General features: G+C 59.7%; 26 protein-coding genes. 15 read left to right on the forward strand and 11 right to left on the reverse strand.

All coding sequences use genetic code 11. The annotated features are described in order from the left end of the window. Nucleotides 1-98: 98 nt before the first annotated feature. The 3 genes from PY649_RS07380 to PY649_RS07390 all read right to left on the reverse strand — a co-directional run bounded on the left by PY649_RS07380 (nucleotide 99) and on the right by PY649_RS07390 (nucleotide 3,664). Nucleotides 99-1,088: a substrate-binding domain-containing protein gene (locus PY649_RS07380; RefSeq protein ID WP_285867579.1), complete on the reverse strand. Its 990-nt coding sequence runs from the start codon at nucleotides 1,086-1,088 to the stop codon at nucleotides 99-101. A 229-nt stretch (nucleotides 1,089-1,317) separates the two neighbouring features. Further along, a complete protein-coding gene (locus tag PY649_RS07385) occupies nucleotides 1,318-2,730 on the reverse strand; it encodes an ROK family protein (protein WP_285867580.1) in 1,413 nt (470 codons plus the stop codon). After that, nucleotides 2,723-3,664: a tagatose-bisphosphate aldolase gene (locus tag PY649_RS07390; RefSeq protein WP_285867581.1), complete on the reverse strand. Its 942-nt coding sequence runs from the start codon at nucleotides 3,662-3,664 to the stop codon at nucleotides 2,723-2,725. Before PY649_RS07390 ends, PY649_RS07385 begins: the two co-directional genes overlap by 8 nt. A 238-nt stretch (nucleotides 3,665-3,902) precedes the next feature. Between PY649_RS07390 and PY649_RS07395 the strand changes: the two genes are divergently transcribed. Together PY649_RS07395 and PY649_RS07400 are read left to right on the forward strand one after the other, a co-directional pair. Further along, the gene (locus tag PY649_RS07395; RefSeq protein WP_285867582.1) at nucleotides 3,903-4,820 is read left to right on the forward strand and encodes a sugar-binding transcriptional regulator; all 918 of its coding nucleotides are present in this window, start codon (nucleotides 3,903-3,905) and stop codon (nucleotides 4,818-4,820) included. After that, the gene (locus PY649_RS07400; protein ID WP_349644413.1) at nucleotides 4,817-5,521 is read left to right on the forward strand and encodes an HAD-IA family hydrolase; all 705 of its coding nucleotides are present in this window, start codon (nucleotides 4,817-4,819) and stop codon (nucleotides 5,519-5,521) included. Before PY649_RS07395 ends, PY649_RS07400 begins: the two co-directional genes overlap by 4 nt. 15 nt (nucleotides 5,522-5,536) lie before the next feature. Here PY649_RS07400 and PY649_RS07405 read toward each other — a convergent pair whose 3' ends face one another. Further along, nucleotides 5,537-6,805, reverse strand: coding sequence for a D-tagatose-bisphosphate aldolase, class II, non-catalytic subunit (locus PY649_RS07405; RefSeq protein ID WP_285867584.1), 1,269 nt, complete (start codon nucleotides 6,803-6,805; stop codon nucleotides 5,537-5,539). A gap of 26 nt (nucleotides 6,806-6,831) precedes the next feature. Further along, nucleotides 6,832-7,785, reverse strand: a complete 954-nt coding sequence (locus PY649_RS07410; protein WP_285867585.1) for a sugar kinase — start codon at nucleotides 7,783-7,785, stop codon at nucleotides 6,832-6,834. A 239-nt stretch (nucleotides 7,786-8,024) separates the two neighbouring features. Between PY649_RS07410 and PY649_RS07415 the strand changes: the two genes are divergently transcribed. Beyond that, the gene (locus tag PY649_RS07415; RefSeq protein WP_285867586.1) at nucleotides 8,025-9,059 is read left to right on the forward strand and encodes a LacI family DNA-binding transcriptional regulator; all 1,035 of its coding nucleotides are present in this window, start codon (nucleotides 8,025-8,027) and stop codon (nucleotides 9,057-9,059) included. Nucleotides 9,060-9,078: 19 nt separating this feature from the next. On the opposite strand, the gene PY649_RS07420 is transcribed toward PY649_RS07415, so the two are convergent. After that, nucleotides 9,079-10,032 (reverse strand): alpha/beta hydrolase, encoded by a 954-nt coding sequence (locus tag PY649_RS07420; RefSeq protein ID WP_285867587.1) that lies wholly within the window; start codon nucleotides 10,030-10,032, stop codon nucleotides 9,079-9,081. 295 nt (nucleotides 10,033-10,327) lie between these two features. On the opposite strand from PY649_RS07420, the gene PY649_RS07425 reads away from it, so the two are divergent. The 7 genes from PY649_RS07425 to PY649_RS07455 all read left to right on the forward strand — a co-directional run bounded on the left by PY649_RS07425 (nucleotide 10,328) and on the right by PY649_RS07455 (nucleotide 15,959). Continuing rightward, nucleotides 10,328-11,404, forward strand: a complete 1,077-nt coding sequence (locus PY649_RS07425; RefSeq protein WP_285867588.1) for a Gfo/Idh/MocA family protein — start codon at nucleotides 10,328-10,330, stop codon at nucleotides 11,402-11,404. After that, the gene (locus PY649_RS07430) at nucleotides 11,404-12,222 is read left to right on the forward strand and encodes a sugar phosphate isomerase/epimerase family protein (RefSeq protein ID WP_285867589.1); all 819 of its coding nucleotides are present in this window, start codon (nucleotides 11,404-11,406) and stop codon (nucleotides 12,220-12,222) included. Before PY649_RS07425 ends, PY649_RS07430 begins: the two co-directional genes overlap by 1 nt. Then, nucleotides 12,222-13,052 (forward strand): alpha/beta fold hydrolase, encoded by an 831-nt coding sequence (locus PY649_RS07435; protein WP_285867590.1) that lies wholly within the window; start codon nucleotides 12,222-12,224, stop codon nucleotides 13,050-13,052. The genes PY649_RS07430 and PY649_RS07435 overlap by 1 nt, the downstream gene beginning before the upstream one ends. Next, nucleotides 13,049-13,774: a ribulose-phosphate 3-epimerase gene (locus PY649_RS07440; protein WP_285867591.1), complete on the forward strand. Its 726-nt coding sequence runs from the start codon at nucleotides 13,049-13,051 to the stop codon at nucleotides 13,772-13,774. Before PY649_RS07435 ends, PY649_RS07440 begins: the two co-directional genes overlap by 4 nt. Continuing rightward, the gene (locus PY649_RS07445) at nucleotides 13,771-14,721 is read left to right on the forward strand and encodes an ROK family protein (protein ID WP_285867592.1); all 951 of its coding nucleotides are present in this window, start codon (nucleotides 13,771-13,773) and stop codon (nucleotides 14,719-14,721) included. Before PY649_RS07440 ends, PY649_RS07445 begins: the two co-directional genes overlap by 4 nt. A 232-nt stretch (nucleotides 14,722-14,953) precedes the next feature. Further along, entirely contained in the window at nucleotides 14,954-15,373 is a 420-nt protein-coding gene (locus PY649_RS07450) for a hypothetical protein (RefSeq protein WP_432761334.1), read from the forward strand. 4 nt (nucleotides 15,374-15,377) lie between these two features. Next, on the forward strand, nucleotides 15,378-15,959 hold the full coding sequence (locus PY649_RS07455) for an OmpA family protein (RefSeq protein ID WP_285867596.1): 582 nt from the start codon (nucleotides 15,378-15,380) through the stop codon (nucleotides 15,957-15,959). A gap of 112 nt (nucleotides 15,960-16,071) precedes the next feature. Here the strand turns inward: PY649_RS07455 and PY649_RS07460 are convergent, their stop codons facing one another. After that, a complete protein-coding gene (locus PY649_RS07460; RefSeq protein WP_285867597.1) occupies nucleotides 16,072-16,899 on the reverse strand; it encodes a helix-turn-helix transcriptional regulator in 828 nt (275 codons plus the stop codon). Nucleotides 16,900-16,995: 96 nt separating this feature from the next. On the opposite strand from PY649_RS07460, the gene PY649_RS07465 reads away from it, so the two are divergent. Continuing rightward, a complete protein-coding gene (locus PY649_RS07465) occupies nucleotides 16,996-17,892 on the forward strand; it encodes an SDR family oxidoreductase (RefSeq protein WP_285867598.1) in 897 nt (298 codons plus the stop codon). Between the two features lie 59 nt (nucleotides 17,893-17,951). On the opposite strand, the gene PY649_RS07470 is transcribed toward PY649_RS07465, so the two are convergent. Further along, complete coding sequence (locus PY649_RS07470) at nucleotides 17,952-18,710, reverse strand: SDR family oxidoreductase (protein ID WP_285867599.1); 759 nt, start codon at nucleotides 18,708-18,710, stop codon at nucleotides 17,952-17,954. A gap of 237 nt (nucleotides 18,711-18,947) precedes the next feature. On the opposite strand from PY649_RS07470, the gene PY649_RS07475 reads away from it, so the two are divergent. Next, entirely contained in the window at nucleotides 18,948-19,979 is a 1,032-nt protein-coding gene (locus tag PY649_RS07475; protein ID WP_285867883.1) for an L-idonate 5-dehydrogenase, read from the forward strand. Nucleotides 19,980-19,996: 17 nt separating this feature from the next. Here the strand turns inward: PY649_RS07475 and PY649_RS07480 are convergent, their stop codons facing one another. Next, nucleotides 19,997-21,400: a helix-turn-helix domain-containing protein gene (locus tag PY649_RS07480; protein WP_285867601.1), complete on the reverse strand. Its 1,404-nt coding sequence runs from the start codon at nucleotides 21,398-21,400 to the stop codon at nucleotides 19,997-19,999. A 127-nt stretch (nucleotides 21,401-21,527) separates the two neighbouring features. Here PY649_RS07480 and PY649_RS07485 point away from each other — a divergent pair, with 127 nt between their 5' ends. Further along, a complete protein-coding gene (locus PY649_RS07485; RefSeq protein WP_285867602.1) occupies nucleotides 21,528-23,120 on the forward strand; it encodes an isocitrate lyase in 1,593 nt (530 codons plus the stop codon). 69 nt (nucleotides 23,121-23,189) lie between these two features. Continuing rightward, nucleotides 23,190-23,369: a hypothetical protein gene (locus PY649_RS07490; protein WP_285867603.1), complete on the forward strand. Its 180-nt coding sequence runs from the start codon at nucleotides 23,190-23,192 to the stop codon at nucleotides 23,367-23,369. Between the two features lie 161 nt (nucleotides 23,370-23,530). Here the strand turns inward: PY649_RS07490 and PY649_RS07495 are convergent, their stop codons facing one another. Both PY649_RS07495 and PY649_RS07500 read right to left on the reverse strand, forming a co-directional pair. Beyond that, nucleotides 23,531-24,010, reverse strand: coding sequence for an RES family NAD+ phosphorylase (locus PY649_RS07495; RefSeq protein ID WP_285867604.1), 480 nt, complete (start codon nucleotides 24,008-24,010; stop codon nucleotides 23,531-23,533). Then, nucleotides 24,007-24,438, reverse strand: coding sequence for an Xre family toxin-antitoxin system antitoxin (locus PY649_RS07500; protein ID WP_285867605.1), 432 nt, complete (start codon nucleotides 24,436-24,438; stop codon nucleotides 24,007-24,009). Before PY649_RS07500 ends, PY649_RS07495 begins: the two co-directional genes overlap by 4 nt. Before the next feature lie 433 nt (nucleotides 24,439-24,871). Between PY649_RS07500 and PY649_RS07505 the strand changes: the two genes are divergently transcribed. After that, nucleotides 24,872-25,564 carry a VOC family protein gene (locus PY649_RS07505; protein ID WP_285867606.1) on the forward strand — a complete coding sequence of 231 codons (693 nt, stop codon included), beginning with the start codon at nucleotides 24,872-24,874 and terminating at the stop codon, nucleotides 25,562-25,564. The last annotated feature ends 40 nt before the right edge of the window (nucleotides 25,565-25,604 follow it).

The raw sequence follows: 25,604 nt of genomic DNA on the forward strand, positions 1-25,604 counted from the left end.
CGAACTCGAGCGAGGACGGCCAGAAGCCGCCACGCTCATTCTCTACCGTGGTCAAAGATGCGCCTCGCCCATTGAGCGGGGCGCCAGACTCCATCCGATCAATCGGAGTAGATGAATTTCGCGACATTCTTGTCGGTGACATTCGACTTGTCGATGACCGTGAAGCCGGTACCGATGGAAGTCGGAATTGAATTGCCGGTCAGATGGGCAAAAGCTGCCATGACACCGAAGTAGCCGATCTCGGCCGGATGCTGGGCAATCGCAAGATCGACAAGACCGGAGTTGATGTTGTCGACGATCGTTGTCGGCGCATCGAAGGCGACGACACGGATCTTGCCCGTCTGACCCGCCTGCTGCACGCCGTTCGCAGCGCCGAGCGCGGAAAACAGATTGGCACCGAAAACGCCGTCGAGATCCGAATTGCGAGCATAGACTGCCTGCAGCTGGGATGCCGCCTTGTTGGCGTCATCGTCGTTGTACTGTGTTTCCAGAACGCTGATGTTCGGATATTTCTTCATCTCGTCCTTGAAGCCCTGCTCGCGCTGGTCGGTCGTCGAGATGCCGGGCTTCACGTTGGAAACATAGACCTTGCCCTTTTCGCCGATAGCCTTTGCAAGCGCGCGTGCAGCGATCGCGCCTCCGAGGAGGTTGTCCGAGGCGATATAGGAAAGCGGGAAATCGGCGTCGCCTTTGCCCGTTTGGTAGACACCGGTGCCGATGAACGTATCGACGGTGATGACCGGAATGCCTGCATCGGCAGCCTTCTTCAGCGGCTGGATCAACTGATCCTTGTCGGTCGGCGCAATCAGGATTGCATCAGGCTTCTTCGCGATGATAGCGTCGAGAACCGGAACCTGCGTGACCGGATTGAAGTCGGGCGCTCCTTGGAACACAAGCTCCGCACCCACCGCCTTGGCAGCCGCTTCGGCACCCTTGCGCATGGTGATGTAGAAGGCGTCCGTGGTCAGGCCCGGAATCAAGGCAATGGTGAATTTCTTGTCTTGTGCCTTGACGCTTCCGGCGACAGCCGACACGCCAGTGGCAAGCGTTGCCACAGCGGTGGCTTTTAGAAATGAACGACGCTCCATAATTTCCTCCTCTTGAAGCCGAACCTCCCCTGTTCGGCAGAACGGATAATCAGCGGCTTATAGCGGGCCGTCAAGTAATTTTTTTCCGCAACGAATTTCCAGTATCTGTTTGAAATAACTTGCCAATTAGCGCGATCGACAATGCTCCGCACCCTGCACGCCAACGGAGTGCTGCGCGGTCGTTTGAAATCAGGTCGTGCTTTCTCGGCCGCCTGGAAGGCGGCTGCATTCATGCCTGGTCGAACACCTTTGAAATCCAGGCCGTCACATCCACGATGTCGGGTTCCTTTGTCTGATCGACCGTCATCACCGCGCCACATCCCATGGGTTCTGCGCGATCGGCGAGCGCCACCAGTTCCGGAACATATTCGGCCCCCGGATGACCTGGCAGCCTGTTCTTCAGACGACTGGCATATCGCTCCCCCGCCACAATGCCCGGGACCTTGCACCAAAGCTCCGCGACGCGATCGACGCCAGCGTCTTTGATATAGGCTTCGAGCACGGCTTTTGGCTGAAACCCAAACCATGCGTCGACGATGAATGTAGATCCGGCCGGCGCCTCACGAATGAACGACCAGATCGCCTGGTAGCTTGCTCTCCCCAATGTCCGATTGAAATCTCGGTCCACGCCGCCGATGTGCTCCAGAAACGGGTTCTTGATGCCATCGAGGGAGAGGACCGGCCACCCGGTCCTTTGCGACAACAATTTTGCCAGGCGGCTTTTCCCCGATGCCGGCACGCCGTTGACGAGAACGACACGTTTTTCGGCAGAGCTGTCGAGACCCGCGAATGTCGATAGGCCCGCCCCAATCACACCGGCGTCATCACCGAGTTTCGCCGGCACAATCGTTGGCCGAAACCATGGCGCCATCGCCGGAAGATCGGCAAGGGCGCGCGCCGCGTCGGAACCGAGGCCGCCTCCCAATACGATGATTTCCGGATCCATCGTTGCTGCAATATTGTCGAGCGCCATACGCAGAGGGGACGCCCAGGCATGCAACACCGCCCTGGCGGCGGCATTTCCGCCGGAGGCCATTTCAAACACCTCACAGACGGATAGGGCCGGGAGCCCGGCTTCTTTCATGTGTCGACGCAGGGCCGTTCCCGAGCTGAAGGTCTCCACGCAGCCACGTCTTCCGCAGGCGCATAGAGGGCCATCCTGCAGGACGGAGATATGGCCCAGCTGCCCGGCCGCCATATGGCCGTGATAAATCCGACCGTTATCGGCAACCGCGCCGCCAATACCTGTTCCTATCGTCAGCATCGCGACGCTCTGATAGCCCTTGGCGACACCGATGCTCATTTCGGCGATGAGCGCCATGCTGCAGTCGTTTTCGAGGACGACCTTCTTGCAGAGACCTGCCTCCAGCCGATCGGCGAAATCGATGTCGGCCAGGTTCAGAATGCCGCCGGATAGAACCGTGCGATTTGCGATGTCGACGCGGCCGGGGATGCCAACTCCGATCCCGACAACCCCAGCCACGTCGAGTTGTGTCACCATTGCCTTGACACGCTCGACAACCTGCAAGGGATCCGCCGGAGTTTGTTCCGATAGCTTTCTGAGAAGCTCGCCTCGACTGGACACGAGGGCCGCTCGGATGTTCGTACCGCCAATATCCACGCCAATGGCTATTTCAGGCATCTGCTTTCTGTCCCTGGTCGATACCTTCGGACTTAACGCCTTTGAAATGGGCTGATATCACCGCTTGAATTTCACGAAGCCGCGGAACCGCCACTGACTGCAATCTATCCCTCGTGACGGACCGGTCGAGCGAAATGCAGTCTTTCCATAATGAGCGTCCTGCGATGACGCCGGAAGCCCCATTTCGCATGGCATCTTCAACTTGTTTCAGGAACGTCGAGTGGTCGACGCCGGCCGACAACACTGCCCACGGCACGTCCCCTGCGAGCTTCGTGACCTCCGCGCAAGCTTCAGCAGTTCCAGGATAGGGAATCTTCAGCACCTTGGCGCCGCAATCCAGGCAAATCCTGCTTCCTCCGACGACCAGCGACGGCAGCTTCGCTTTATACTCGGCCTCATTTTCGTCATCAAACCTGTAGGTCAGGAACTCGACAACGAGCAGCAGGTCCTCGCGTGCGAAATCGTCGATGCACTGACGCAGGATATTGATGTTGTGCGCGTTCGCTTCCTCCCGATCCGAGCGGAGATAGACCATGATCTTGCCGCCGGTGGCGCCGAGTTGGCGGACGCTGCGGGCCGAGATGCCCGGAACCAGCTTGGAAAGGCGATAGCCTTCCGGCGACGTACCCCATCCTGACGCATCCAGGCCGATCAGAAGGGCTGTATCGCGTTGGATGATGCGGTCATCGACCAAAGCCGGAACGGCACAGATCGGATCGACCAGCACGCAGGATGCCTTGCTTGCCAGAAACCTGGCGATGTCGGCCTTCGTATCGCCGAGGGTCTTGTCAGAGATAGCGGCTTGCGCCTCCGGATCCTTTGCAAGCAGACTGCGCATGCCGCCGCGTTGATCGCAGGCGATCACCATCATGGCTCCGTCATTGCCGCAAATCTGCTGGTACCCTCGCATTTCAGCTGTCGTCAATCTGGACATCTAATCCTCCGTTTAGGGCGCCCGAAACAAGATGCTGAAAGCCCATCCCGCTCTCAGGATTCGCATGGGATGGCCAATGAACCTTGATATCCCTCATGCGCCGCATGATCGTTGCGAAATCGGCCGTTTTGAGCGATAACTTCTTCATACGCCGCATGTGTAACACATTGCAGAAAGGAATTTCAACCTGAATTCATCTCAGTCGCAAGAGGCTGCAACAAACCGTGCGTTGCTGCATATGGTTGCAAAGCTGCATTACCAATCCGACATGTCGCAGGTCGACATCGCCAAAAAGCTCGGCTTATCAACGGCTACGGTTTCACGCTTGCTCCAAAAAGCCCGCTCGGCCGGGATCGTTCGGATTGAGGTGATTGATCTCTCCCCGTCGGAAGACTTGAGTGCGGCGCTGGTTGACGGCCTAAAATTGCGTACGGCCGCTGTGATCGACACCCCGTCGTCCAATGTCCTCGCCGCACTTGCTCCGCCGGTCGGGTCCATGCTGCAACAAGCGGGTCTGCGATCGGGTTCGACCCTTGGCATCGGCTGGGGACGCGCTGTTCGCGAAGTTACGCTTGCGGGCTTGCCGCGGTTGCCCGGCATCGTAACCACTGCCCTCAACGGCGGGATGCAGCAGGCAGCGCCGCATTTCCAAATCAACGAATTCGTGCGCTTGGCAGCCGAGCAAATGGGGGGAATCCCGCATTTCCTGCACGCGCCCTACATTTCGTCATCGGAGCTGCGCGACGCTTTCCTGGCAGATCCCACCGTCCAGCAGGTGACGTCGCTCTGGGACAAGCTGGATGCCGCGATCGTCGGTGTAGGACTGAGACATGCGGCAAATCCGTCCGAAGCGACGGCGGCTCTTCCGGGGGAGAAAGCCCTAAGCCATGCCGCAGGCGATGTTCTGCGCCACTATATTACGGAGACCGGCGATGTCCTTCATTGGGATGGTGAAGAGCGCATGATTGCCGCCTCTCCGCAGCAATTGCGGCAGGTGCCCCTGTGCATCGCGGTTGCCGCAACGCCAGCCAAGGCCGCCGGCATCATCGGCGCAGCCCGATCAGGCATGATCAATGCCCTCGTGACGGACGCCAACACAGCGCAGGCCATTCTCGATCGCTTGTCCGCCGCCCACAAGAGCGAGGAAACACCTTGACGACCTCATTGTCAGGCGGTTTCGATCGGTCACCCATTGATTTCTACCCCAACCGATCCTTCGGCGCTTTCCTGTTCGACATGGATGGAACGGTCTTGAATTCCATCGCTGTGGCCGAACGGGTTTGGACGGCATGGGCTTTGCGGCACAATGTCGATGTCGAAAGTTTGCTGGCGACGGTTCACGGAAGAAAGGCAGTCGAAACAATCTCGCGGCTTGGCCTGCCTGGGGTCGATCCGGCCGAAGAAATGAGGCTTCTCACATTGGCCGAAATCGCCGACGTGGCAGGCATCGAGCCGATCGCAGGAGCCGGCCGTTTCCTGGAGGCTTTGCCCAGGGATCGCTGGGCGATCGTAACATCGGCGCCGCGAGACTTGGCGGTTGTCCGCCTCAAAGCCGCGGGCCTGCCCTTGCCGCCACTGCTGATTGCCGGCGAGGATGTCGAGAATGGCAAACCGGCGCCGGACTGCTTTTTATCGGCGGCCGAGAGATTGGCTCAGCCCATAGAGGAATGCCTTGTTTTCGAGGATGCTCCGGCGGGGATAGAAGCCGCTGAAACGGCAGGCGCTGCGGTGATGGTGATCAGCGCAACTCATCGGACCTTGCTGCAGACGCAGCATCCGAGCGTTGCGAGCTATGATGACCTTGTCACAGATATCACGCACGCCGGTTCCCTTCGGATCTCGGAGAAGCGGCGTTAGCTTTGCGCTGCACCGCTACCGTTGTTGAGCAAAATCGATAGCGTCCGCATAGATATCGAGCACGCGAATAACACTGCCAAGGACGATTGCATCCGCCTGTGACGCCAGAGATCCGGACCCGACCATCGGCTCAAGATGGCCGAGATGCTGGCTGATCAGCGGTCGCGGAATTGTCACTCCCTGAAGCGCTGACATTAGTTCGTTCACTGCATTTTGCGCGGCGGGTGCTGTCCAATAATAACGGATGCGGTCGCTAAACGAGTAATGCCGCTGGACATATTGTTGATGCGCATCCCCCGGATAATATTTCTGCCAATGGTCCGGCGATGAAAGCATGACCCGCTCCATGGCGACTGGCAAGGTTTCGCGGATCGCGTCCGGCACCAGGATCCCGGCAATAGCGCTTAGTCCATACAGCGCCTCGCGCAGCGCAAACGTCAGCCAAGGACCGACTTTCAAAATCGCAAATCCGTCGCCGACAAGGTGGCGAAGCGCCTCCCCGCTCTGATAGTCCGTCGAATGGGCCTCGAAAACAAATTGCTCTATGTCGCTCAATGTAGCGACGAGTTCGGCCGCCGCTTCGCGCCTATAGGGAATAACCTCCGCATTTCCGAACTCCACACCCGGCTGAACAACAATGCCGATTGCGCGTGCGAAAGCCTCATCCAGTCCAAGCCGGGAGAATGCAGCGCGGTGAAGCTCCACGGTTTCACGGGCGTCCGCAGGGGTGGTGATGTGCAAATGGTCGAGCGCTTCGACTGCACCACCTGGAACAGGAACCTCGGTGCCGATGATGTAGCTCGGAGCCTGCGTGCCGGATTGGCGCACCCTTGTTTCGGACACCGCAGCCAATTGGGCTGCCCGGGATGCAATCGTCTCATTGGGGACAGCCGGAGGATCGCCCGCGCAGGCCATGCTTGTATCGAGATGGAGCTTAGTGAAGCCGGCGGCTGCATAGGCGTCAATCATTTCGCTGGCTTTGTGCATCGCATCGCCGGCGGCCAGGTGCCTCCAGGGATTTGGCCCAAGATGATCCCCGCCAAGAATGAGCTGGTCCAGGGGAAAGCCGACTTTCGCTGCGATCTTTTCGACGAACACGCGGAAAGCAGCAGGCGTCATGCCGGTATAGCCGCCATCCTGATTGACCTGATTGCACGTCGCTTCGATCAACACATCACTATTCCGGCCCCTGCCGTGAATTAGTGCTGCCTCGATCACTACAGGATGGGCGGAGCAGACCGAGGTGATGCCGAATGGCCGACCGAAGCCACGATTCTGCGGCATGCTTGCCAGTCGTTTTGTAGCGGCGCTCAAGACGCTGAGCCCTCCGTCGCCTCGGATATGAATGCCTGGATTTCGGCAAAGGTGGCAATTCCCTCCATCGGTCCCTTACGCGTCACAGCCAGCGCGCCGCAGGCGCAGGCAAACTTCAATGCCTCCTCGGGCTGCGCACCCCTTAGCCAAAGCGAGACGAAGCCCGCGCCAAAACAATCGCCCGCCCCCGTAGGATCGACCTCCCGGACTGAGAAACCGGCCGCGGCGACCTGACGGTGCGGCTCGTAGTAAACCGCGCCCTCCGATCCTTTTTTGACGATAACTGCCGATATACCGCGCTGAAGCATCTCAGCGACCGCGGATGCCTCATCTTCGGCCTTGGTGAAAATGAAAAGCTCCTCACCGCTGGGCAGGAAGAGGTCGGTTCGCGCCAAGACCTGGTACAGCGCCTCGCGCATGCCAGGCAACTCGATCATTTCTTTTCGTATATTCGGGTCGAAGGAAACGGTGCCGCCACGGCGCTTGACCGCCTCGATGCCTGCGAGAATGACGGCGATAGCCCTTTCGGAAAACAAGGAAGAGCCCATGACATGAAAGTGATCGGCGCCGGCCAACAAGGCTTGCGCTGCATAGCCGATCTCCATCAACCCAGCCGCACTATTTTTGATATTGAAGACGAAGTGGCGAGAGCCATCTGCCCGATAGGCCACAAAGGCCGTGCCGGTCGCCTGCCCCTTGTGAACCGTGACAGCGGAGACGTCGGCGCCCCAATCGCGCAGCCTGTCGATGTTCATTTGGCCGAAATCGTCTTCGCCAACGGCGCTGATCAAGCCGGTGGGCTGGCCGAGCCGCGCTGCTTGAGCGATAAAGATCGCCGGTGCGCCGGACGGGAATGGCCCGTGAAGCAGCCCAGGTTTGGCCAAGCTCTGATCGAGCTGATCTGCCATGATTTCGACAACGATCTCCCCGGCGCTGACGATCTTCTTCATGAGGGACGAACTCGCTTCCAGAGAAATCTCTTTTGGTGGTTGAGGTGGCAGACCGGTCACGCAGATTTTCTAGGGCTTGCATTTTTTTGCGTCAATTAATAATTTTTCGCACGTAATGTTTTGGCGTGACGCAAGGCCCGAAAGAAGTTGCCTGAAACTTACCTCGCCGATTGCGCCATCCGCGCAGACGCATAACGATCGCTGGCAGAAGCAATAGTTTGAAGAATGGGCGACTTCCGATGGAAAAATTGACGCATAGGACCATGGAGGATTTTGCAAAGTCCTGCGGCGTCTCGCGCCCGACCCTTTCCAAGTATTTTGATGATCCAACGAGCGTGAAGCCGACGACCCGCGCGCTCATCGAGGCCGCGCTCCGCTCGTCGGACTATCAGCCTAATCTTTACGCGCGAAACCTCAACCGGAAACGAACGCGCAATGTCGGCATTCTGGTCCCCGCTCTCACCGACCCGTTTTACGCCGAGATGGTCAATCGCCTGGAATTGCGGTTGCGGAACGAGGGATATTGGCCGATCGTGTTTTCCTCGCACGGCCTGCCGGAACTCGAAGCCGAGGCCGTCAGCACGATGCTGTCGTTGAAGGTGGCGGGTGCGCTCGCCGCACCGCTAGGACAGAAATCCGATCCTCGCGCCTTCGAAAGGCTCGCGCAGAATCTGCCGATCGTCTATTTCGACACCTATATCGAAGGCAACACGCCATTCATCGGCAACAATAATCACCAGAGCGTCGCAACTATTGTCGAATATCTCTGCAGGTCCGGAGAGCCGCCGGCCTACCTCGACATACCGCATGTCAACCATAACTCCCCGGAGAGACTGGCAAGCTATGTCGCCACGATGGAGGCATCGGGCTATGAGCCGGTGGTGATCAAGACCAACGCCGCCTACAGATGGGACTTCGAGCGCGTCGGATATGAGCAGATGGACGCCATCCTCGACGAAAAGAAGCTCCCCGGCAAAACCATCCTCTGCGCCAACGATCGCCTCGCCTTTGGCGTTATGGCTGCGGCGTTCGCGCATGGGCTGAAGGTCGGGCGCAAGAAGGGCGACGACCTCCGTGTTGCGGCCCATGACGATCACCCCTTGAGCCGCTACACCTGCCCGCCGCTGACGACAATGGCGCAAGACTTTGCTTCCATGACAGCAAACAGCGTCGATACATTACTGACGCTTCTCGGAGACACAGAGGCTTCGGCAGTGACGATCGCCCATCAAGTCAGCCTGGATGGGACGTTGGTCATGCGGCAATCGGCATAAAGCGGCGTCGCGGATCCGATCAATCCGGAGCCGCTTCAAAGCTGCGCCACGCCGCCACCGCTTCCTCTATCGCCTGCCGCGCGACCGGTATGAACCTTCCCATCGACACAAAGCCGTGAATCTGACCCGGCCAATGGCGCGAAACGACGCGAACCCCGTCCTGGCGGAGCCGCGAGGCATAGGCTAAGCCTTCGTCCGCAAGAATGTCGTACCCGGCAGTAGCGATGAATGCCGGCGCGGCCCCTGCAGCGCTCTCTGCCCGCAAGGGCGAGACCTTCCAATCGACGATATCGGCAGCGGTGCGAACATAGTGATCGCGAAACCATTTCATCGTGGTCGCGGTCAAACCGAAGCCGGTGGCATAGCGGCGATAACTGTCGGCCGTCTGCGCGGCGTCCGTATTGGGATAGATAAGCAGTTGCGCCGCAAGCCATGGGGCGGCGCCTGAACGCGACATCAGCGCGAGCACGGCCGCAAGATTGCCGCCGGCACTGTCGCCAGCAACCGCGATCCGCCTGAGATCGATACCGAAATCCGTGGCCGACTCTGCCATGAACGCCAACCCTGCGGCGCAATCCATCAATCCCGCGGGAAACTTGTGTTCAGGCGCCAAGCGATAGTCCGGACAGATCACGGTACATTCGGCGAGATTGGCGAACCACCGGCAGATCTCGTCGTGAGAGTCGAGATTGCCGATCACCCAGCCGCCGCCGTGAAGGTAGAGAAGACCCGGACCATCCTTCGGGGGTGCTCCGACGCCGCGATAAATGCGCACAGTGATCGGACCGTAGGGACCGCTGATCTGACGATCCTCCACTGAAGCAACCGCCTCCTTAGCACCCTGAAGCGCCGGAAAGCCAGCATTGTAGTCGATACGGGCTTGCCGAGGCGTGCCGGTTTCAAGCGGTCGGGTATTCGACCGATTGCTAATATCGAGAAGCCATCGAACACCCTCATCAAGCTCTTCTGTCATATCGGCTTCCTCCCTCGGCGATCAGGCCTCTGTACCACATTCTGATCCCGCCCTGGATCCGATGACTGCCGCGCGCCCGACGGACGGCTGCTCAATAGGTCTCGTCATGGCCTAATCATCTCATTTCTTGACGCGCGACAAATTTTTATGAAACATATGATAAACTGGCAGAGAGATCATGGAGGCCGCCAGTCTTCTTCCTGGGGAGCGAAACCATGCCTGATTTCAAAAATGCGTCAGCCGTAAAGGGCAACCGCGAAACGATGCGCAGCGACGGCGCTTAAGGGAGAGGATCATGATCGAGAAGGAGAATCGCCGTCTTCGCGTCGGTGTCCTGGGCTGCGGGCCGATTGCACAATTTGCGCATCTGGAATCCTGCGTGAAAGCCAGAAACGCCGATCTCTATGCGATCTGTGACGCTGCACCCGATTTGCTTGCGCGCATGGGCGCGACCTATGAGCCGCAGAAGATGTTCGGCGACTATGACGCCATGCTGGCCGATCCAGAGCTGGAAGCGGTCATCGTTGCAACGTCCGACGCCTTTCATGTGCAGATGTCGGTCAAGGCGCTCGAAGCCGGCAAGCACGTGCTTTGCGAAAAGCCTATCGGCGTTTCGGTCGAGGAAGGACAGCAGCTTGCCGACGCCGTCAAGGGCTCGGGCAAGATTCTGCAGGTCGGGCACATGAAGCGCTTCGATCCGGCGCTTCAGGCCGCGCGCGACTTCGTGCGCGACGATATCGGCCATATCCTGGCGCTGAAGGCATGGTATTGCGATTCCACCCACCGCTATACCAATACTGATGCGGTGCAGCCGCTTCCCATCACGAGCAAGCTTGCGCGCAAGCCGGGCGGCAATCCAAAAGCCGATCTCAGGCAATATTTCATGCTGGCGCATGGCTCCCATCTGGTCGATACCGCCCGCTTCCTCTGCGGCGATATCGTCGCCGTGCGCGCCCGCCTGCTAGAGCGCGCCGGCGCCTATTGCTGGTTCGTGGAAACCGAATTCGCCAATGGCGCCCTCGGCCATCTCGACCTGACGGTCGCCGTCCGCATGGATTGGCACGAGGGTTTCCAGCTCTACGGCGAATACGGCTCCGTGCTCGCGAAGACCTTCAATCCCTGGTATTTCCGATCGAGCGAAGTCGAGATCTTTCATGAGAAGGATGCAACGACCAGAAAGCCGCTCGGCGCGGACGGGCATTTCTTCCGCCGGCAGCTCGAAGGCCTCGCTGACACGGCACTCAAGGGCGCGCCGATGCGTGGCGCCAATGTCGAAGACGGTGTCGCCTCCATCCGGGCGATGGTGGCGATCGCCCGGTCGGTGGAGACCGGGGAGCGCGTCGAGCTCGCGACCGTGACGGGAGCCGTCTGATGCAGATCGGGATCTTCGCCAAGACTTTTCCCGGCACCGATCCGCTAAGCGTGCTCTCCGCGGTGCGTGACAGTGGCTATGCCGGCACGCAGTTCAATCTAGCCTGCTGCGGGCTGCCCTCCATGCCGGACGCCGTGCCGGCGCCTTTGATAACGGCGATCCGCGCGGCGGCGCAAGCGACAGGCGTTACGCTTGCCGCCCTGTCCGGCACCTACAACATGGCCCACCCCGACCCGTTCGTACGTCAAAAGGGCCTCGCTCAGCTCTCCGTCGTCATCGAGGCGGCTGCGGCACTCTCTATTCCGCTCGTCACACTCTGCACCGGCACGCGCCATCCCGCTGATCAGTGGGCACACCACCCCGAAAATACCAATCCGGCCGCCTGGATGGATATGGCCACGGAAATGTCGAAAGCGCTGGCGCTGGCTGAAGACCACGGTGTCGATCTCGGTATCGAGCCCGAGCAGGCGAATATCGTGACATCCGCCGCTGATGCCAAGCGGTTGATTTCCGAGATGAGATCGGAAAGGCTGCGCATCGTCCTCGACCCGGCCAATCTCTTCGAAAGCGCGACACCCGCGGAAGCGCGCGCCATTGTCGAGAGCGCAGTCGAGACAGCCGCCGGGCACATCGCCATGGCGCACGCCAAAGATCGCCACGCCGACGGGCGTTTTGCGACCGCCGGGACAGGCGTGGTGGATTTCCCCGATTTTATCGCCCGACTGCGGTCCGTAGGTTTCGACGGTCCGCTCGTCACCCACGGCCTATCGGCGGCAGAGGCGCCGCAGGTGGCCGCCTTTCTCAAGGAATTGGTCTGATGGGGGCTCCTACGCATTTCATGTGCGGCGACGCCAGCCTTGCCGTTTTCGACAGCGGGCAAGGAGTGCCCGTCCTCTTTCAGCACGGGCTGGGCGGCGATAAGGCGCAGGTTGCGCAAACCTTTCCATCCGGTGGAGCGGAGCGGCGCGTCACGGTCGAATGCCGCGGACATGGCGCTTCATCACTTGGCGACATCAGGCCCTTTTCACTTCGAATGTTTGCCGAGGATGTGCTGGCCGCGGCGACGGAACGCGGATTTGATCGCTTTGTCGCCGGCGGAATTTCCATGGGAGCTGCACTTGCCCTTCATCTCGCCCAACACAACCCGCACCGTGTCACAGCCCTCGTTCTTGTCCGCCCCGCCTGGACCTTTACCGCCGCGCCGGCCAATCTGGAGCCGGTTCGCGCTGTCGCGGCCTTGCTCCGCTCGTATTCGATTTCAGAAGCCAAGGAGCGCTTCGCCGGATCAGAAATCGGCATGCGCATGTGCGCGGACGCGCCCGATAACTTTGCCTCCCTGCTCGGCTATTTCGACCGGCCGAACGCCGCCGCTTTCGCATCCGTGCTGGCCGACATCGCGGCCGGCGGCCCGGACGTGACTCAAGCAGCGGTCGCCGCTCTCACAGTCCCTACCCTTGTCATCGGGAACGAACAGGACGCTATCCATCCGCTTGCCTGCGCACGGACTCTCGCTGAAACGATTCCCGGCGCAAGCTTTGTCGAAGTCACTCCCAAGGCGGCCGACAAGACACGGCATTTCGCCGAAGTTCAAGGCGCGATCGCCAGTTTCCTCGCAACGAAGACCATCCGGAGCCTCTTCTCATCATGACATCAAAGACTCTTTCCGGCCCGGCGGCCATCGCCGCACTTCCTCGCAACCGGATACTCGGCGAATTCTCGCTGTGGTCGGCCGATCTCGCCAATATGGAGGCCGATCTTAGGCGCATAGAGCCCTATGCCGACCTGCATCATATCGATGTCGCGGATGCACGCTTTACCCCGGGCTTCCTGTTCTTTCCGGATTTCGTCGCCCGTATCGCCAAGGCAACCGCCAAGCCTATCCACGTTCATCTGATGGTCGAAGCAGAAATCGTCGAGGAACAGACGCGCCAATTCATCGAAGCCGGTGCCGATCTTATCAGCGTTCATGCCGAGAATGGCGAAGCAGGTTTGCGCGCCATCGCGCTGGCAAAGAAACTGGGCGCCGAAGCCGGCGTCGTTCTGCGATTGGAGACCCCCGTTTCAGCGGTCCGGCCATTCATAGACCATGTCGCCTTCGTGACCCTGCTTGGCACCTCGATCGGCGTCAAAGGGCAAAGTCTTTCCGAAAAGGCATGCGACCGTTTGATCGAGGCGCGCTCGCTGCTGAAACAGTCCGGTCGGGAGGATCAGGTGATCTTGGCGGCCGATGGCGGGATTCGCGAACAGACCGTGCCGCTGTTGCGCGCGGTGGGAGCCCAAACGGTCGTCCTCGGATCGCTCGCCTTCGGCGACAAGAACCTGGGCGACCGAATCGCCTGGCTGCACGGATTGGAAAGTCGGGTTTCGTGAAAAAGGTTGCCCTCGCATTTGATCTCGGTGGAACGGAGCTTCGCGCCGCGCTGGTGAGCGAGGAAGGAAACTTGCTGTCGTTCTCGGTCGTTCCGACGCATGCCGCTGAAGGACCGGCCGCTGTGATCCAACAGATCGAATTGTTGGCGGCAGCGGTGCTCGCACAAACGCCCGATCTTTCTCCTGTCGGAATCGGGATCGGCGCGCCCGGCCCTCTCGATCCCGAAGCCGGCATCGTTATTGCGGCGCCGACCTTGGCTGGATGGCACGAGGTTCCGCTGGCTGACATCCTCTCCAGCCATCTGCAATTGTCGGTGCGACTGGAAAACGATGCAAATGCGGCGGCACTTGGCGAATGGCGATACGGCGCCGGGCGCGGTGCACGGTCGATGGTATTCGTCACCGTATCGACCGGTATCGGCGGCGGCGTGATTGCCGATGGGCGGATCCTGCATGGCAGACGTGGTCTGGCGGCGGAAATCGGCCACATGACGATCACAAACGAGGGGGAGCGGTGTTTTTGCGGCGCGATCGGTTGTTTCGAAGCGGTCGCCTCAGGGACGGCTCTTGGCAGACGGGCAACGGCATGCACCCGGCAGTTCGATGGATCGGCGCTGCGCCGACTGTCTGCGAATGCGGATGTGACCGGGCGGCACGTCGTTGAAGCCGCGCGACGGGGCGATGCCCTGGCCCTCGAACTGCTTGATGCCGAGGCGAGATGGCTGGGTATCGGCTTTACCAATCTGCTGCACCTCTACTCCCCGGACATACTGGTGATGGGTGGCGGCATATCACATGGCTTCGACCTCCTGCAGGAGGCCATGACGGCGACCATTCGCAATCGCGCCATGCCGGCCTATCGCGATGTGCCGATCGTTCCCGCGCAACTCGGACGTCATGCAGGCTTGATCGGTGCCGCCAGTCTCGTCCTAGGGAGTGAAGAATAAATCGGCTTTGCGTCATCGGGCCCTAAATGCCGACAACCGTTCGCCTTTCCAGCCGCTCTGTCGAGAATGGGGAGACAACAGCCGGCTGACCCGGTTGCTTGATCCTGTCCGCGCCCATCCATAGCGCGTATTTTACAGTACTTTACACCCACATACTTCCGCGCGCCTCAGCTTTTCGGCAGGTTTTGCCGGCACGCCGATCCCGGCGGGCAGATCTCCATGGGGGTTGATGATGTCGAGGAGAAGCAATCTTTTCGCGGCTGTTACGCTTGCCTGCATTGCGTACGCCGGTCTCGTGCAGGCCGATACCATAAGCTACGCGGATGCGATCACGAAACTTGCCGGTGACTGCGGTTCCGACATCCACAAATTCTGCAGGGGTCTGAACCTCGGCGGCGGCCGCATCGCCGACTGTCTCCAGCAGAACGCGGAGAAGGTCTCGCCGACCTGCAAGAGCTCGGTCGCCAGCGTCACACAGTCGATCAGCCTGCGTCAGCAGGCGCAGGCTTCCTACAGCGACGTCTGCAGGTTCGACATCGCCCAGCGCTGCAGAGGCATCAAGGGCGATGGCAATATTCTTGCGTGCCTCGTCAAGAACAGGCTCACCACCGACAAGTGCAGCCAGGCAATCACCGATGCAGGCTGGAGGTAAGACCATGCTAGCGCGTTCCTTCAAAATACTGGCAGTTCTCCTCGCCGTCGGCATGTTGCCCGCAAGCCTCGCCGTCGCCCAGGATGTATCGCAACAACGGATCGTTTCGGGTCTGGGCAAACTCAAGGCGAACGCCCAAGCCGTCGATCTCGAACTGTTACGCCAGGAGGCAATGAGAGGGGCAGGCCAGCCGATGTCGGCGCTGCCCAATTGGAGCAAGATCGGCCAGTTGCCGCAGATGGTCGTCGAGATCAATTTCGAAAATGACTCGGTCGCTATCGAGCCGGAATCCTATCGCACCCTCGGATTGATTGCGGACGCCCTGCATCATCCGAACCTTTGGGCCTACAAGTTTCTGGTGATCGGTCATTCCAGTTCGACCGGCGACGCGAAACACAATCTCGAGCTCAGCGATAAGCGCGCCGCAGCCATCAAGGAAGCTCTGGGAACCACCTTTGCCGTCGATCCGCAGCGGCTATATGCCGTCGGCGTGGGCGAAGCTTTCCCGATCCCAGGCTCCAACACAGAAGCCGCCGGCAACAGGCGCGTGCAACTCGTCAATCTCGGCTTGTTCACGCAAAAATAGTAATTCCGAAGGGCCTTAAGTGCACGTCGTAAATATCGCGCCCCGACGCCACCAGAGTTTGCTCCGGAGGCGGCGGGGCGCTTGACGCGCGCTGTCCAGAGCTTCGGTAAAATCATCGCTTGATGAGGGATCTGATCCTGTCCAAATCCGCCGGCGTCACCGGATTGTAGACCACCATACTGAGATCGGGGCGGCCATCGACCGCAAAGGCTGAATATTCAAACGCAAGTGGGCCGAGAACCGGGTGTTTTATGTGCTTGACGGTCTCGCCATGGCTGCGGAGCTCGTTGTCGCGCCACATCACTTTGAACTCCGGGCTCAATTGGCAAAGTTCATCGACGAGAGGTTCTACTTCCGCCGCGGCCCCTGCGCGAGCCGCATCCATCTTGAACGCGCCCACGACGAAGCGCGCCACGCTTTCCCAGTCATATTGCGCAGCGCGGGCACGCGGATCGAGGAAGATGAAGCGCAGTATATTGCGCTGTTCCGGCGGCAGTGATCCGTAGTCCGTCGACATCACGGCCACCGCGCGGTTCCAGGCGACTACGTCCCATGTCGCCGTTCTGATGAGGACGGGTGTCGGCTCCAAAGCATCGAGCACGCGTTGCAATCGCGGCGTGACGCCTTCGTCTTTCCGGTAGCGCACTTCAGGTGGATGACCGAGACCAAGCAGGAAGAGATGCTCGCGCTCGATATCCGTAAGCATAAGGGCACGAGCGATCCGGTCGAGCACATCGGCCGAAGGCGCCCCGCCGCGCCCCTGCTCGAGCCATGTGTACCAGGTCGGGCTGATATTGGCGCGTTGCGCCACCTCCTCCCGACGCAGCCCAGCGGTGCGGCGCCGCGCCGGAGAAAAGCCGAAGGCAGCCGGATCGAGCTTCGCGCGTCGGTCCCTCAGATAACTGCCAAGCAGATTTTCGCTTGTGGCGTGTTCGCCCATCCTGTTAGCCATTATACTACGATAATCTCACTACTTTACCAGGATAGCGCATCGGTTCAAACCTGTCTCCAACGAAACCACATGGAGACTGCATTGATGCGTGTATTTGTCACTGGCGCGACCGGCTTCATCGGATCGGCCGTTGTAAAAGACCTGATCGTGGCTGGCCATCAGGTGCTCGGCCTTGCGCGTTCAGACGAGAAAGCGGTGGCTCTAGCTGCCACTGGTGCCGAGGTTCTTCGCGGGTCACTTGAGGATCTGGACAGCCTCAAGGAGGGAGCGGCTCGCGCGGACGGCGTCATCCACCTGGCCTTCAACCACGACTTCTCGACATTCGCGGCGAACTGCGAGGACGATCGCCGTGTGATCAAGGCGCTTGGCTCGGCTCTCGCCGGCTCCGACCGGCCCTTGATTGTGACCTCCGGGACCCCGATCGCCAATACTGTGCCTGGCCAGCCGGCCAAGGAGGACAATGCGACCATCGGTGCTGACGTGCATCCTCGCGCAGCCTCGGAGGAAGAGGCGAGGTCCGTCGCCGCGGGCGGGGTCAATGTCTCGGTGGTGCGACTTCCGCAGGTTCACGACCCAGTCAGGCAAGGTCTCATCACCCCTCTGATCGAGATCTATCGCGCCAAGGGCGTTTGCTCCTATGTCGGAGATGGGCTCAATCGCTGGCCAGCGGCGTATATCCTTGATGTCGCCCGCCTCTACCGCCTGGCCATCGAAAAGGCCGAGCCGAATGCAAAATATCACGCGGTCGGGGAAGAAGGTGTGCCGATGCGTGATATTGCCCAAGTCCTTGGTCGGCGCCTGAAGCTGCCGGTCAAATCCGTCGCGCCGGAAGAGGCCCACGCCTATTTCGGCTGGCTCGCAATGTTTGCCGGCCACGACATGCCCGCTTCCAGTGCGCAAACGCGTCGGGCGCTGGGCTGGGAGCCGACCGGACCCGGTTTGATCGCCGATCTCGAACAGTTGCGCGGCGCCGAGAGCTGAGGCTTGCAGACCTTTCCGTCGAAACGGCCGTGACGAGGAACCGTCGCGGCTGCATCGCATTACAGCGACGCTGTGATGCCGCCGTCGACATAGAGCACATGCCCATTGACGAAAGAGGATGCGTCGGAGGCCAGGAAGATGCAGGCGCCGACCAGCTCTTCAACGCGCCCCCACCGCCCGGCCGGCGTGCGCTTCTCCAGCCATGTCGAGAAATCGGGATCGGCGACCAGCGCTGCATTCAACGGCGTGTCGAAATAGCCCGGCGCAATGGCGTTGCACTGCAATCCGTATTTCGCCCAGTCCGTGGCCATGCCCTTGGTGAGATTGCCGACCGCGCCTTTGGTTGCCGTGTAGGGCGCGATCGAGGGTCGCGCCAGCGCGGTCTGGACGCTGGCGATGTTAATGATCTTGCCGGCACCGCGCGTAATCATGTGGCGCGCTACGGCCTGACCGACATTGAAAACGCTCGATATATTGGTTCGAAGAAGCCGTTCGAATGCATCGGCCGGAAAATCTTCCAAAGGCGTGCGAAACTGCATCCCGGCGTTGTTGACCAGAATGTCGATGGCACCGCTCTCAGCTTCGAATTGATCTATCGCGTCACGAGAAGCCTGATGATCCGTCACGTCGAAGGGCAGAACGTGAACTGTGCCGTCGAACTCAGCCGCAGCCTTGGCAAGCTTTTCAGCGTCGCGCCCGTTAAGCACCAATTCCGCACCCGCGCCCGCCAGTCCTTGGGCAAGAGCAAAGCCGATGCCTTGCGACGAACCGGTTACAAGCGCACGCCGCCCTTTGAGATCGAAGAGACCAAGAGACACCGTTTCCTCCGTTTTTCAGCTCGACAAATGCCGGTGTTTGCTTAGTTATCGATAACATTCGCTGTCAAGCAAGGCATCGAAAAGATATGAAGGCCAGCGATTACTTAGATCAGGATTGGCTTCGATATGCAGAGCGCCCATTCCGACATCGAGGCGAAGGTCTAGGCGACCGACATGGAATTCATCTTTGATCCGGTGAAAACCGGCAGAGAAGCCCTGTTCTTTGAGGAGCACGACATGAAGGCCATTGTCGCTCACGCCGCCAAGGACGTGCGAATTGAGGAATTTCCGGACGAAGAACCAGGTGCGGGAGAGGTCAAGCTCAGGCTCGCCACCGGCGGAATCTGCGGCAGCGATCTCCACTATTACAATCACGGCGGCTTCGGCACCGTTCGATTGAAGCAGCCGATGATCCTGGGCCACGAAGTCAGCGCAACGGTTGCGGCGCTCGGCCCCGGCGTTCAAGGGTTCGAGATCGGCCAACTCGTTGCAGTTTCACCGTCCCGTCCGTGCCGGACCTGTCGCTACTGCCAGCAGGGCTTGCACAATCAGTGCTTGAACATGCGCTTCTACGGCAGCGCCATGCCCTTTCCCCATATTCAAGGCGCATTTCGGGAAACGCTCGTTGCCGATGCCATTCAATGTGTCCCGGCGGACGGCCTGACAGCCGGCGAAGCGGCCATGGCTGAGCCGCTTGCCGTTACGCTGCACGCCACGCGGCGTGCCGGGGAGTTGCTTGGCAAGCGGGTCCTCGTAACCGGCTGCGGACCGATCGGTGTCTTGTCCATCCTGGCCGCCCGCCGTGCCGGCGCCGCTGAAATCGTAGCGACCGATCTCACGAATTTCACGCTCTCGATTGCCAAGCAAGCCGGGGCCGACAGAGTCATCAACACAAAGGAAGAGCCGGAGGCGCTCGCCGCCTATTCGGCCGACAAGGGAACTTTCGATATCCTTTATGAATGTTCGGGTGCCGCCGCGGCGCTCACCGGCGGGATCGCGGCGCTAAGGCCACGTGGCATCATCGTGCAACTGGGTATCGGAGGCGACATGACGCTGCCGATGCTCGCCATCACCGCCAAGGAGCTGGAGCTGCGTGGCTCGTTCCGCTTCCACGAGGAATTCGGCACAGCTGTGGAATTGATGCGCAAGCGTCTGATCGATGTCAGACCGCTGATCACCCATTCCGTGCCGCTTGCCGACGCGATCGGTGCCTTCGAGATTGCGTCCGACCGCAACCGGGCCATGAAGGCGCAAATCATCTTCTCCTGAGGCAGGGTTCGTCTGTGTTACGAGTCTGAAAAACCGAACGGCGCCTCGGTGCGACGATAATCGTCCGGTAGAATTTGGCGGCCGATGGGCGGCTCGGAGCGCGACGTGCATGTCGTGCGCTGGCAGAGCCGGCAGGCTATTCCGATAGGCGTGGGTGCGGCAGCCTGAGGATGATGGCGGCTGTAGATCAAGCGTTCGGCGTGATGGGCTTCGCAAACAAGGGCGATGGCGCGCTCAACGCGCGATGCCCCAAAGGCGCCTCCGCCGGAACTGACGGTGCGTGCAATCGAGAAGAAGCGCTGGCCGTCCGGCAGTTCCAGCCATTGCGTCACGACCTTGCGCGGCGTTGTGAAAACCTGATGGACGCTCCAGAGAGGGCAACCGCCTCCGTGACGGGCAAAGGGGAAGTTGCCGCTGTTAAGCCGCTTGGAAACATTGCCGGCGACGTCCACGCGAATAAAAAAGAAAGGAATTCGCTCGTGTCCCGGCTTCTGAAGCGTCGTCAGCCTATGGGCAGTCTGCTCGAAACTCGTGCCGAACTGACGCGACAGTGCCTCGATATCGTAGCGGCGCGTCTCGACCGCCTTCGCAAAAGCCGCATAGGGCATAATAATGGCGGCGGCACAGTAGGCCGCAAGGGCCCGATGCGCGAGCCTGCGTGCGCTCTCGGTTTCGAAATTGCCCTCTTGCGTGGCAGTTCCAATCTCCTGATCGAATTCGAGATAGGCAAGCTGTTGAGCAAGCTGGAAATTCTGGCTTGCGGTATCCAGCGTCTCATCGAGCAAAAGGTCTTTTCGATGCCAATCCAAGCGCCTGAGCGAGCCGGCCATCACCTCTGACGGTAACCGCCTTACGCGAAGCTGATGACGCTGTTTGAAATAGTCCGGAAGTCCTCCCGCCTCCGCGATTTTCGTCGATAGCTTTTCCGCGGCGACATCCAGCACTGGGAAACAGTTGCGTCGCGCCGAAAGGAAGTTGCGCACGGCGGCGACCGGGTCTCCCGAAGCCCCGGCGCCATCGCCGAAACCTCCCTGCCTTCGATCGGCAAGAGCGAATTGTTCCTCCTTGTAGGCGGTGTAAAGGCGCAGCATGGCTTCGGCGATGCCGGGAAAACTATGCACGGCATCGGCTATTTCCAGGGGCACCAGGTCAATATCCGCAAAGATCGGGTCACGCATGACTGTTTGAAGTCGCGCGATCAGGTCAGGTCCTGTCTGTTCGGCGAAATCGGAGAAATCGACTTTGTAAGCTTTTGCCAAGCGCAACAGCGTTTCTGCCGTCACCGGTCGCTGATTGCGCTCCATAAGGGCGATGTACGAAGGGGAAATCTCGAGATCCGCTGCCATGTCGGCCTGTGTGAGCCCGAGATCGCGACGCAGCCGCCGCAGACGTGGTCCGAGGTAGACGCCTTGCTTTTCCATGTCGATATTACAACATTACAAGGCGATCTTGTAAAGTTTGACAACATGACATCGAGAGGCCTCCCCACCGTCGTCAAATGAGCCTAGCTCTATTCGCAGTCGCAGCATAATGCCCTGTGGAGGAAAGATGTCGTACCAGACCTTTGTTGAAGACGCCGATAAGCTCATTCAAGCAAACGAAATGTGGACGGGCATTACGCCCGAGGCGGTCGCCCGCATGCGCCTGCAGAACCGTTTCCGCACTGGTTTGGATATTGCGCGGTATACCGCGGCGATCATGCGGCGGGACATGGCCGCCTATGATCAGGATCCCAGCAAATACACGCAATCGCTTGGTTGCTGGCATGGCTTTATCGGGCAGCAAAAGGTCATTTCGCTGAAGAAGCACTTCGGCTCCACCGAGCGGCGCTATCTTTATCTTTCCGGTTGGATGGTTGCGGCCCTCCGCTCGGAATTCGGGCCGCTTCCGGATCAGTCGATGCACGAGAAAACCAGCGTCCCGGCTCTGATCGAGGAACTTTACACATTCCTTCGCCAGGCCGATGCACGCGAACTCGGCATGCTGTTCCGGGATATCGACCGCGCCCGCGAAACGGGCGACAGCGTTCGTCATCGGCAGCTGCAACAGGCGGTCGACACCTATCAGACCCATATTATTCCGATCATAGCCGACATCGACGCCGGCTTCGGGAACGCCGAAGCGACCTACCTGCTGGCAAAAAAGATGATCGAGGCGGGCGCTTGCGCGCTTCAGATCGAAAACCAGGTCTCCGATGAAAAGCAATGCGGCCATCAAGACGGCAAGGTCACGGTTCCGCACGAAGAGTTCATCGCCAAGATCCGCGCTTGCCGCTATGCATTTCTCGAACTCGGCATCGACGATGGCATCATCGTCGCGCGCACCGACTCCCTTGGCGCCGGCTTGACGAAGCAGATCGCTTTCAGCGCCAGGGAAGGCGATATCGGCGATCAGTACAATTCCTTCCTGGATTGCGAGGAGGTCACCGATGGTCAGCACCAAAACGGCGAAGTTCTGATCACGAGAGGCTCCAAGGTTCTTCGGCCCAAGCGGCTGCGTTCGAACCTCTATCAGTTCCGCGAGGGCACCGGTGCTGACCGCTGCGTCCTGGATTGCATCACAGCTCTGCAGAATGGCGCCGATCTTTTGTGGATCGAAACGGAAAAGCCCCATATCGCGCAGATTGCCGGCATGGTCGACCGCGTTCGCCAGGTCATTCCGAATGCAAAGCTCGTTTACAACAACTCCCCCTCGTTCAATTGGACACTGAATTTCCGCCAGCAGGTGTTTGATGCCTGGAAGAACGATGGCAAGGAGGTTTCCGGCTACGATCGGCCGAAGCTCATGAGCGAAGAGTATGATGGCACACCGCTGGCGATGGAGGCTGATGAGCGCATCCGGACATTCCAGCGAGACGCCTCGGTGCGCGCCGGTATCTTCCACCATCTCATCACCTTGCCGACCTACCACACCGCGGCTCTTTCGACAGACAATCTCGCCAAGGAATATTTTGGCGACCAGGGCATGCTCGGCTACGTCGCGAACGTCCAGCGCAAGGAAATCCGTCAGGGAATCGCCTGTGTCAGACACCAGAACATGGCGGGCTCCGATATCGGAGATGACCATAAGGAATATTTCTCGAGCGAAGCCGCGCTGAAGGCGGGCGGCAAACATAACACGATGAATCAGTTCGCCGCATAAGAACCAGCCAAATACTTGCAATACACGAGCGGGCGATGACGTCCCGCTCCTTTCAAAAAGGAGAACGAAATGTCCGAATATCAAGAGGCAACAATACCGAACCAGCCCCAGCGGTCACGTGCCGTTTTTTCGCAGGAAGATTTTGAGCTCATACGGGTGGCGATCGCACACTACCTGCATGAGGTCGAAGGCCAGCGTGACGCGGTCAAATATTCGAACCTCTATCACCGCCTTGGTCGCGTAGGCTAAGCAGATGCTTGACCATTGGTCCAGTTGGCAGCGGACGTGCGATGACGCCTGAGGTGGCCGCCCTGGTCGCAGGCGTCATCGATGGATTTGCTGCTTAGCTCATTGGCCATGGACTGGAGCGCACAAACTTAATTGGGGCTGCATCAAGCTTGAGCTGCTCATTACCCAAACAGTCGCTTGTCCCAAAAAACCGGGTGATGCAGGCTCGCAGAGATAGCCCGGAATTCGGGGTGGGCTGGATTGATGATGATATTATTGTCGAGGCGCGCTATCGCGCTGGGCACGATCAGGATCGCGCTTCGTTTCTCCAGGCACCATTGCTCTCCGAATCTCTTGCTCACCGTTGCCGGCATCCTATCCCAACCTGGAAGCGCCGGTTGGGAAAAGACCTCATAGGTCAATCCTCGCGGAATCGTAATTTCCACGTAATGCTGGTTCGGAGGCAGCTGGCCACTGCCATGGACCAGTTTCTCCAGCAGGGCAGTCGAATAATGTTCGCTGCTGTAGATGACCGGACTTCCCGGTGTATTCCATCGTCCCGGCGCGATGGTCGAACCGGTAGCATCGAAGATCGGAAACGTTCCCGTGGGATCACCGATCCTGAAGGACGACAGCGTGCGATCAAGAATCTGAGCCGTCACGCAGCGCTGCCGTATTTGAGGCTGGCGAGAATATCGAGCACCAATTCCGCACCGATCTCATTCTGAATAACCACATCGATCGGCTTTCTGTCCTCCAGCATCGGGTGGGAGCGAAACAGAAAATCTCGTGCTGCGTCAGCCGTCTGCCAGACATCGACGGCGAGATTCCATACGCGTGCCACCCGCGCAACCCGCATTCCTTCATCCGACGACAGGCGGTGCGAGCTCTTTCGCCGCTCATAGGTCGCTTTCGGAACAAAGCGGTATTTGAACTGGCTATCATTCGGAGCAAGTAGGCTCGACACGTGCTCCAAGGCGGAGATGGGCAACCCGCCCTCAATTCTAGACATTAGCCCGAACGGCGAACGGGCTGATGTCTCCTTGGCAGGCAGGCCAAGCACATCGGCAACATTCTCGAACGCTAGCATCTTCATCTCCTTCGGTCCATTTGAGGCTAAATATAGTCTCATCCAACACCATCCGCAAGTGAGAGCCAGCAGGGCTGTTTGTTTTGCCGCTCAGCGAGGGACGCTGTGGCCGAGCGGCCTGCCGTCCGGCACACCCGAATTTGTTCAGAAAAACGGCCGCATTCGTGGTGGCTAGCAGAAGCCCACAACGAATAACGGGCGATTCTGCCTCCTGAGGAGTATATTCGGACGGCATACAATAGGGACGGCCATTTCGCCGCATGGGAGCAGCCCAAATTCTTCTGCGGGAAACTGCCCGCGGCCGCCAGGGGGACCTGAAGCTCATATCTATGGCGGCCTGCCGCTTCGTTCTCCCCCAGGCGGAGAGCCGGATATTCGAACCCGGCCGCCGCACATGATTTCATGCAAGGCAACCAACTCTAGGGAGCTAAAAATGAGCAATGTTCAAGAGCACAGCGAAGCTGCAATCGAAATGCCGAAGCAGCAGGCAGTCGACACGAAGCTCGAGGTCATCGTGATCCCCGTCTCGGACGTCGATCGCGCCAAGCGATTTTATGGTGACATGGGCTGGAGGCTTGACGCCGACTTCAGCCAGGGGAACGACTACCGCGTGATCCAGTTCACGCCGCCGGGTTCCGGATGTTCGGTCATCTTCGGCAAGAACGTCACCGCGGCCGCACCCGGCTCCGCCCAGGGATTGTACCTGATCGTCTCCGACATAAAGTCTGCTCGCGACGAGCTGCTTGGTCGCGACATCAAGGTCAGCGAGATATTTCATCCCAGCGACGGCGTGTACGCGGGCACGGACGAACCCTACCTCTTTGGGCGGCTTCGGGTCAGCGGCCGGGATTCCGAACAACGCAGCTATCGCTCGTTTGCCTCGTTTAGCGATCCGGATGGCAATGGCTGGCTATTCCAAGAGATCACCACGCGATTGCCTGGACGCGTGGATGCGGACGAAACCACATTCACCTCGGTGAGCGACCTCGCGAGCGCGCTCCGTCGCGCTGCGACCGCGCACGGTGAACACGAAAAACGGAACGGCGGGCAGTACGATGAGAACTGGCCGGACTGGTACGCCAAGTACATGGTCCGGGAGCAAGCCGGCGAGGCGTTGCCCTCATAGGCGGTGAATACGACGTCATCATTGCATAACGCCTCGACGT

This window comes from Rhizobium mayense (genome assembly GCF_030272705.1).
GTDB lineage: Bacteria > Pseudomonadota > Alphaproteobacteria > Rhizobiales > Rhizobiaceae > Rhizobium > Rhizobium mayense.

What these genes read in the sequence shown, in the direction of transcription:
- PY649_RS07380 (WP_285867579.1), bottom strand. Translation starts at nt 1,088, where the DNA reads ATGGAGCGTCGTTCATTTCTAAAAGCCACCGCTGTGGCAACGCTTGCC.
- PY649_RS07385 (WP_285867580.1), bottom strand. Translation starts at nt 2,730, where the DNA reads ATGCCTGAAATAGCCATTGGCGTGGATATTGGCGGTACGAACATCCGA.
- PY649_RS07390 (WP_285867581.1), bottom strand. Translation starts at nt 3,664, where the DNA reads ATGTCCAGATTGACGACAGCTGAAATGCGAGGGTACCAGCAGATTTGC.
- PY649_RS07395 (WP_285867582.1), top strand. Translation starts at nt 3,903, where the DNA reads ATGGTTGCAAAGCTGCATTACCAATCCGACATGTCGCAGGTCGACATC.
- PY649_RS07405 (WP_285867584.1), bottom strand. Translation starts at nt 6,805, where the DNA reads ATGCCGCAGAATCGTGGCTTCGGTCGGCCATTCGGCATCACCTCGGTC.
- PY649_RS07410 (WP_285867585.1), bottom strand. Translation starts at nt 7,785, where the DNA reads ATGAAGAAGATCGTCAGCGCCGGGGAGATCGTTGTCGAAATCATGGCA.
- PY649_RS07415 (WP_285867586.1), top strand. Translation starts at nt 8,025, where the DNA reads ATGGAAAAATTGACGCATAGGACCATGGAGGATTTTGCAAAGTCCTGC.
- PY649_RS07420 (WP_285867587.1), bottom strand. Translation starts at nt 10,032, where the DNA reads ATGACAGAAGAGCTTGATGAGGGTGTTCGATGGCTTCTCGATATTAGC.
- PY649_RS07425 (WP_285867588.1), top strand. Translation starts at nt 10,328, where the DNA reads ATGATCGAGAAGGAGAATCGCCGTCTTCGCGTCGGTGTCCTGGGCTGC.
- PY649_RS07430 (WP_285867589.1), top strand. Translation starts at nt 11,404, where the DNA reads ATGCAGATCGGGATCTTCGCCAAGACTTTTCCCGGCACCGATCCGCTA.
- PY649_RS07435 (WP_285867590.1), top strand. Translation starts at nt 12,222, where the DNA reads ATGGGGGCTCCTACGCATTTCATGTGCGGCGACGCCAGCCTTGCCGTT.
- PY649_RS07440 (WP_285867591.1), top strand. Translation starts at nt 13,049, where the DNA reads ATGACATCAAAGACTCTTTCCGGCCCGGCGGCCATCGCCGCACTTCCT.
- PY649_RS07450 (WP_432761334.1), top strand. Translation starts at nt 14,954, where the DNA reads ATGTCGAGGAGAAGCAATCTTTTCGCGGCTGTTACGCTTGCCTGCATT.
- PY649_RS07455 (WP_285867596.1), top strand. Translation starts at nt 15,378, where the DNA reads ATGCTAGCGCGTTCCTTCAAAATACTGGCAGTTCTCCTCGCCGTCGGC.
- PY649_RS07460 (WP_285867597.1), bottom strand. Translation starts at nt 16,899, where the DNA reads ATGGGCGAACACGCCACAAGCGAAAATCTGCTTGGCAGTTATCTGAGG.
- PY649_RS07465 (WP_285867598.1), top strand. Translation starts at nt 16,996, where the DNA reads ATGCGTGTATTTGTCACTGGCGCGACCGGCTTCATCGGATCGGCCGTT.
- PY649_RS07475 (WP_285867883.1), top strand. Translation starts at nt 18,948, where the DNA reads ATGAAGGCCATTGTCGCTCACGCCGCCAAGGACGTGCGAATTGAGGAA.
- PY649_RS07480 (WP_285867601.1), bottom strand. Translation starts at nt 21,400, where the DNA reads ATGGAAAAGCAAGGCGTCTACCTCGGACCACGTCTGCGGCGGCTGCGT.
- PY649_RS07485 (WP_285867602.1), top strand. Translation starts at nt 21,528, where the DNA reads ATGTCGTACCAGACCTTTGTTGAAGACGCCGATAAGCTCATTCAAGCA.
- PY649_RS07490 (WP_285867603.1), top strand. Translation starts at nt 23,190, where the DNA reads ATGTCCGAATATCAAGAGGCAACAATACCGAACCAGCCCCAGCGGTCA.
- PY649_RS07500 (WP_285867605.1), bottom strand. Translation starts at nt 24,438, where the DNA reads ATGCTAGCGTTCGAGAATGTTGCCGATGTGCTTGGCCTGCCTGCCAAG.
- PY649_RS07505 (WP_285867606.1), top strand. Translation starts at nt 24,872, where the DNA reads ATGAGCAATGTTCAAGAGCACAGCGAAGCTGCAATCGAAATGCCGAAG.